6 protein-coding genes are annotated in these 5901 nt (G+C 72.4%); 3 read left to right on the top strand and 3 right to left on the bottom strand.

From position 1 onward, the window contains the following. Nucleotides 1-115: 115 nt before the first annotated feature. Nucleotides 116-1261, bottom strand: coding sequence for a L,D-transpeptidase (locus tag ACTUAL_RS22375; protein ID WP_096497248.1), 1146 nt, complete (start codon nt 1259-1261; stop codon nt 116-118). Between the two features lie 103 nt (nt 1262-1364). Between ACTUAL_RS22375 and ACTUAL_RS22370 the strand changes: the two genes are divergently transcribed. After that, complete coding sequence (locus tag ACTUAL_RS22370) at nt 1365-2096, top strand: SDR family NAD(P)-dependent oxidoreductase (RefSeq protein WP_096497249.1); 732 nt, start codon at nt 1365-1367, stop codon at nt 2094-2096. Here the strand turns inward: ACTUAL_RS22370 and ACTUAL_RS22365 are convergent. Both ACTUAL_RS22365 and ACTUAL_RS22360 read right to left on the bottom strand, forming a co-directional pair. Then, the gene (locus ACTUAL_RS22365; RefSeq protein WP_096497250.1) at nt 2050-3045 is read right to left on the bottom strand and encodes a hypothetical protein; all 996 of its coding nucleotides are present in this window, start codon (nt 3043-3045) and stop codon (nt 2050-2052) included. The genes ACTUAL_RS22370 and ACTUAL_RS22365 overlap by 47 nt on opposite strands. Nucleotides 3046-3229: 184 nt before the next feature. Continuing rightward, nucleotides 3230-4351: a UDP-N-acetylmuramate dehydrogenase gene (locus ACTUAL_RS22360; protein ID WP_373565535.1), complete on the bottom strand. Its 1122-nt coding sequence runs from the start codon at nt 4349-4351 to the stop codon at nt 3230-3232. Between ACTUAL_RS22360 and ACTUAL_RS22355 the strand changes: the two genes are divergently transcribed. Together ACTUAL_RS22355 and ACTUAL_RS22350 are read left to right on the top strand one after the other, a co-directional pair. Next, the gene (locus tag ACTUAL_RS22355) at nt 4350-4847 is read left to right on the top strand and encodes a DUF2505 domain-containing protein (protein ID WP_440901617.1); all 498 of its coding nucleotides are present in this window, start codon (nt 4350-4352) and stop codon (nt 4845-4847) included. The two genes, ACTUAL_RS22360 and ACTUAL_RS22355, sit on opposite strands and share 2 nt — an antisense overlap. Before the next feature lie 20 nt (nt 4848-4867). Continuing rightward, nucleotides 4868-5623: an SAM-dependent methyltransferase gene (locus ACTUAL_RS22350; RefSeq protein WP_096497252.1), complete on the top strand. Its 756-nt coding sequence runs from the start codon at nt 4868-4870 to the stop codon at nt 5621-5623. Nucleotides 5624-5901 lie beyond the last annotated feature (278 nt).

The raw sequence follows: 5901 nt of genomic DNA, 5'->3' as shown, positions 1-5901 counted from the left end.
ACTGGTGTCCCACAACCCCCCGGGGGCCCCCCCCGCCCGGGGGGGGCCGCCCCTCTCGGAAGGTCTGGCGCTCAGCGGGCCGGGCGGATCAGCGGGCCCGCCGAACCCGCGCGGTTCACAGCGCCGACATGGTCTGCCACTGCGACCACGGGATCTGCCAGTCGTACCAGTCGAACTGCGGCGGCAGCGTGTGGCTGGCGCCGGTGACCTCCACCGGGTCGCCGACCAGCGCCGAGTCGTAGTAGTCCTTCGCGTCGGCCTCGGACAGGTTCGCGCAGCCGTGCGAGGTGTTGTTCTTGCCGATGTTGGCGAGGTTGTCGTTGTTCTCGTGGATGAACTCGCCGTGGTTCGAGAACCGCACGGCCCACTTCTTGAGCACGTTGGTGTAGCCGTAGCGCGGGTTGTCGAAGCTGAACTGCGGGTCCTTCTGCATGACCACGAACGTGCCGTTCGGCGTGTTCAGGTCCGGCTCGTCGTCCTTGCCGAAGGAGGCCGGGTAGCTCTTCACGGTCTGCCCGTCGCGCTGCACCACGAGCTGGTGCGACGGGGTGTCGATCTTCACGACCTGGTTGCGGCCGATGGTGAAGTCGCTGGTCACGTCGGCCCGGCCGTACGCGCCGCCGCCGTAGGCCACGCCGTACAGCTTCGCCTCGACGCGGATCTTCGTGTTCGCGGGCCAGTAGTTCTCCGGCCGGTAGTGCACCTCGCGGGCGTTGAGCCACGCCCAGGAGCCCTGCACGTTCGCGCTGTTGGTGACGGTCAGCGCCTTCTCGACGGTCGCCTTGTCCTGCACGTCCGCGTCGAACTCGACCTTGATCGGCACCGCGACGCCCATGACCTGGTCGTCGCCGGGGAACAGCGTGGCGCGGACCTGGCTGGCGGGCGCGAGCGTGGTGAACGAGCCGGTCAGCTCGACCGGCTTGCCGTCCGACCCGGTGGCCTTGCCGGAGTAGCTGTACTGCTTGCCGAAGCCCAGCGGCTCGGTGCTCGCCCAGCTCTTCCTGTCCTCGGCGAGCGCGCCCTGGACGGACTGGCCCTCCGGGTTGGTGACGGCGACCTGGTCGATCGCCCCGTCCTGCACCTCGACCTTGACCGGCGAGTTCACCGGCACGTCCTTCGCCCCGTCGGCGGGGTTCGCGGTGAGCTTCGCGACCGGCGGGGCGTCCCCGCCGACCGGAGAGGGGCTCCCCTGCTCCACGTTCGACGAGCACCCGACCAGCAGCGCGCCGCCCACGAGCAGCGCGGCCAACTTCTTTCGCACGTTTCCGACCTCCCACCGACAAGGACGTCCCAGAACCCCGGCAAGTGCAGGTGACCTGCGCCACAGAACGGGGTCCACCCCTGGATCGACCTAGGATCGCGGTGTGAACCGTCCTACCGCAGTAGTCACCGGGGCCAGCGCGGGAATCGGCGAGGCCACCGCCCGCAGGCTGGCCGCCGAGGGCTTCCACGTCGTGCTCGGCGCCCGGCGACTGGAACTGGTCCAGAGTATCGCGGCCGAGGTGGACGGCACGGCGATCGAGCTGGACGTGACGGACGCCGCGTCCGTCGCGGCCCTGGCCGAGGCCGTGCCCGAGGTCCGCGTGCTGGTCAACAACGCGGGCGGCGCCCGCGGGCTGAGCAGCGTCGCCGAGGCCGACGAGGAGCAGTGGCGCTGGATGTGGGAGACCAACGTGCTCGGCACGCTCCGGGTCACCAAGGCGCTGCTGCCCAAGCTGATCGCCTCCGGCGACGGGCACGTCGTCACGGTGACCTCGATCGCCGCGCTCGAGGCCTACGACAACGGCTCCGGCTACACCTCGGCCAAGCACGCGCAGTCCGCGGTGCACCGCACGCTGCGCGGCGAGCTGCTCGGCGAGCCGGTCCGGATCACCGAGGTCCTGCCGGGCATGGTCGAGACGGACTTCTCCGTCAACCGGTTCGACGGGGACGCCGAGCGCGCCGCCGCCGTCTACCGGGGCCTGACCCCGCTCACCGCCGACGACGTCGCCGACACCATCGCGTTCGCGGTGACCAGGCCCTCGCACGTCAACCTGGACACCATCGTGCTCAAGCCCCGCGCCCAAGCGTCCGCGAGCCGAGCCCACCGGGCGTGAGCAGGTAGACGTCGAGCTGGTCCAGCACCGGCCCGACCGGGTTGGCGAACGACCGGTGCGGGCTGCCCGCGCAGTAGAGCCCGACCACGTGGTTCTCCTCGTCGAGCAGCACCGCGCCGGAGTCGCCGTGGTCGCCGAACCCCGGCGTCTCCACCCGGATCTGGTCGTGCAGGGTCCGCACGCCGATGCCCGCGCCGTAGTCGAGCCGGATGACCGCGTCGGTGGACGCGACCACGCCCGCGGTGATCCCGGTGGTGCGCCCGCGCTTGCGCACCGGCGCGCCCACGCGGGCGTCCGCCGCGCCGAGCACCGGGCCGAGGCCGACCACCTCGGGCGAGGTGTGCCTGGCGTGCAGCAGCAGCGCCGCCGCGTCGACCCGGCTGGACAGGGCGGCGCGCGCGAGCGTGGCGATCCGGTCGCGCACCGGGTGGCCCCCGTCCACCCTGGACGGGTGCACCATCGGGTCGCCGACCTCCCACGCGTCGTCCACGCAGGCCACGTGGAACGCGGTCAGCGCCATGGGCCGGTGCGTCCCCCTGGCCCGCACGAGCGCGCCGAGGGTGCCCGCGACGAGGTAGTCGTCGGCCCTGGGCACGTCGGGCGGCACGAAGCGCACCGAGCGGCTGGGCCCGACGCCGATGCCCCCGAGCACGCGGCCGTGCCGCTCGGCCCCGCTCCCGCCCTGCGGCGAGGCCAGGGTGTGGTGCGGCGCGAACGAGTCCTGCACGACGTCCGTGGGGACGCCGAGCACGTCCGGCGGGATGGTGTGGCGTCCCGCGGCGCCCTTCTCGCGGACGTAGACGACGATCGCCAGCCGCCCAGTCGGCTCGCCGCCGACGACCTTCTCCCCGATGTCCACACCGACCACACCGGGCCTGCGCAGGAAGTCGTCCTCGACCAGCCTCTTGAGCGGCCTGACCGCCGCCCTCCCGTAGTCCGGATGGTCCATGACGACCTCCGTGTAACGCTCCTACCACCATGAAACGCGCTGGGTGAGGATTCGTCACACGGAGTCACCCATTCGGCCTTCACCACGTGGAGGCGAGCGGAACCCCTTGCCGGGCAACGGTTCCACCCCCGGCAACCACCAGGCCTACCCCCGGTCACCCGAGGTCAACCCGCGCGTCGCCGGGTCAGAGCGAACAGCCCACCATGACCGGTTCCGGGTGCAGCTCCACGCCGAACGCGCCGCGCACCCCGTCCCGGACCTCCCTGGCGAGGTCGAGCAGGTCCTCGGTGGCCGCGCCGCCCCGGTTGGTCAGGGCGAGGGTGTGCTTGCTGGACAGCGCGACCCGCCCGCCGGGACCCCGGTGGCCCTTGGCGAAGCCCGCGCGCTCGATCAGCCAGGCGGCGGACAGCTTGCGGTGGCCGGAGGTCGCCGGGTAGGTCGGCACGGCCACGTCGTCGCCAAGGCGCTCGGCGATGCGGATCAGCACCCCGCCGAGGGTGGTCTCGTCGAGCAGCGGGTTGGTGAAGAACGAGCCTGCGCTCCACGTGTCGTGGTCGGCGGCGTCGAGCACCATGCCCTTGCCCCTGCGCAGCTCCAGCACGGCCTTGCGGGCGGCGTCGGCGGGCACCCGGTCGCCCTGCTCGACGCCGAGGACGCGGGCCAGCTCGCCGTAGCGGATCGGGGCGGACTGGCCGCCGGAGGTGAGCGCGAAGCGGGCCCGCAGCACGACGGCGCGGTCGGTTCCCTTGAGGACCGAGGTCCGGTAGGCCAGGCCCAGCGCCTCGGCGGGCACCTGGTTGACCCGGCCGGTGGCCCGGTCCAGCAGGTCGACCGAGGTCAGCACCTGCGACACCTCGACGCCGTACGCGCCGACGTTCTGCACCGGGGTCGCGCCGACCTGGCCGGGGATGCCGGACAGGCACTCCAGCCCGCCCAGGCCCTGCGAGACGGCGTCGGCGACGACCGAGTCCCAGTCCTCGCCCGCCTCCACGGTGAACTGGACGAGCCCGTCGCCGAGCGGGTCGACGCGGCGGCCGGTGGTGCCCACCTGGATCGCGGTGCCGGGAAAACCCTCGTCCGCGACGACCAGGTTCGATCCCCCGCCGAGCAGGAGCACGGGGTCGCCGGTAGCGTCCGCGGCGCGGACGGCGTCGACGAGCTCGGCGGCGGTGGTGGCGCGCAGGAAGCGCGCGGGCGGGCCACCGAGCCGCAGTGTGGTGCACTCGGCGAGCGGCACGCGACCGCGCTCCTGGGCACTGGACGACAGCGGGGTGGTCACAGGGGTAAACGGTAGCCTCCGCGACATGGCACGCCGCATCGAGCACCTGACCGAGACGACTTGGCCCGCCGCCGACGTGTACGCGGCGCTGGTCGACGAGTCGTACCTGCGCGCCCGCCTGGAGGTGCTCGGCGGCTCCGGCGCCGCCCTGCTCAGCCACGCGGTGACCGCCACGGGCGTCGCCTACGAGCTGCGCCAGGGCGTCTCGTCGGCCGACCTGCCGCCCATCGCGAGCAAGGTCCTGGGCGGTGACCTGGTCATCACGCGCGCGGAGTCGTGGACGGAAGCCGGGTACACCTGCACGTCGCGGGTGGACATCACGGGCGTCCCCGGCGAGCTTGACGGCGTCATGACGGTGGCCGACAAGCCGGGCGGCGGGTCCACGATCACCCTCACCGGACAGGTGAAGGTGAAGATCCCGCTGGTGGGCGGGAAGGTCGAGGAGATGGTCGTCGAGCAGGTCGCGAAGCTGCTCGACAAGGAGACGGAGTTCACGTCCCAGTGGCTCGCGCGCCGAGGCTAGCCGCGGGCCGCGCGCGGGCGATGGGCCTGCCCACGCGCGGCACCACCAACCCGAACCGCCTGCGCCGGGTCGACAGGTGGGTCCTGTCCGCGCACCGCGACCTGCTCGTCGGGTCGCCGCTCGTGGTGGACCTGGGGTACGGGTCGACGCCGATCACGACCGTGGAGATGGCCGCGAGGCTGCGGAAGGCGTGCCCGGACGTGCGCGTGCTGGGCCTGGAGCTGGACGCCGAGCGCGTGGAGGCGGGCAAGGCCGTCGCCGACCCGCCGGGACTGGACTTCCGGCGGGGCGGGTTCGAGCTGGCGGGCGCGAGACCGGTGCTGCTGCGGGCGTTCAACGTGCTGCGGCAGTACACGGAGGAGCAGGCCGTCGAGGCGTGGGGCACGATGCTCGGCAGGCTCGCGCCGGGCGGGGTGCTCGTGGAGGGCACCTGCGACGAGGTCGGCAGGCGCTGCACGTGGGTGTCGCTGACCGCGGAGGGGCCGCAGACCTTCACCTTGTCGTGCCTGCCCGCGGATCTGGACACGCCGGGGGACCTGGCGGAGCGGCTGCCGAAGGCGCTGATCCACCGGAACGTGCCGGGCGAGCGCGTGCACGCGCTGCTGGCCGAACTGGACACCTGCTGGGCGACGGCGGCCCCGTTCGCCCCGTTCGGGCCGAGGGCCCGGTGGGTGGAGTCGGTGCGGTTGCTGGCGACGAGGTGGCCGGTGCTGGACGACCGGAAGCGGTGGCGGTTGGGGGAGGTCACCGTGCCTTGGGAGTCGGTGCGACCCTAGGGTTTGGGGTTGGGGTCGGGCTTGCAGGTTTTAGCTCTTGGTTTGCGGTTTGCGCTTTTTGCTCGTGGTTTTTGCTTTTGATTGTATGCTTTGCTTTTGCTTGCGGTTTTTCAGCCGTCACCGCGCAGCGGGCTGTGGAGCGAGCGCAGCGAGCCCACAGCACTGCTCCCGCGTCCCTCGTCTCCGTTTGGCCTGGCGAAGCCCAAGCGCGCTTGTCAAGATGCCGCCGCACTGCGCGGAAGACCGCCCGAGCCGTACGGCGTCTTGACAAGTGTGCT

Source organism: Actinosynnema sp. (genome assembly GCF_052038725.1).
This window is presented reverse-complemented; position numbering and strand designations above follow the sequence as displayed.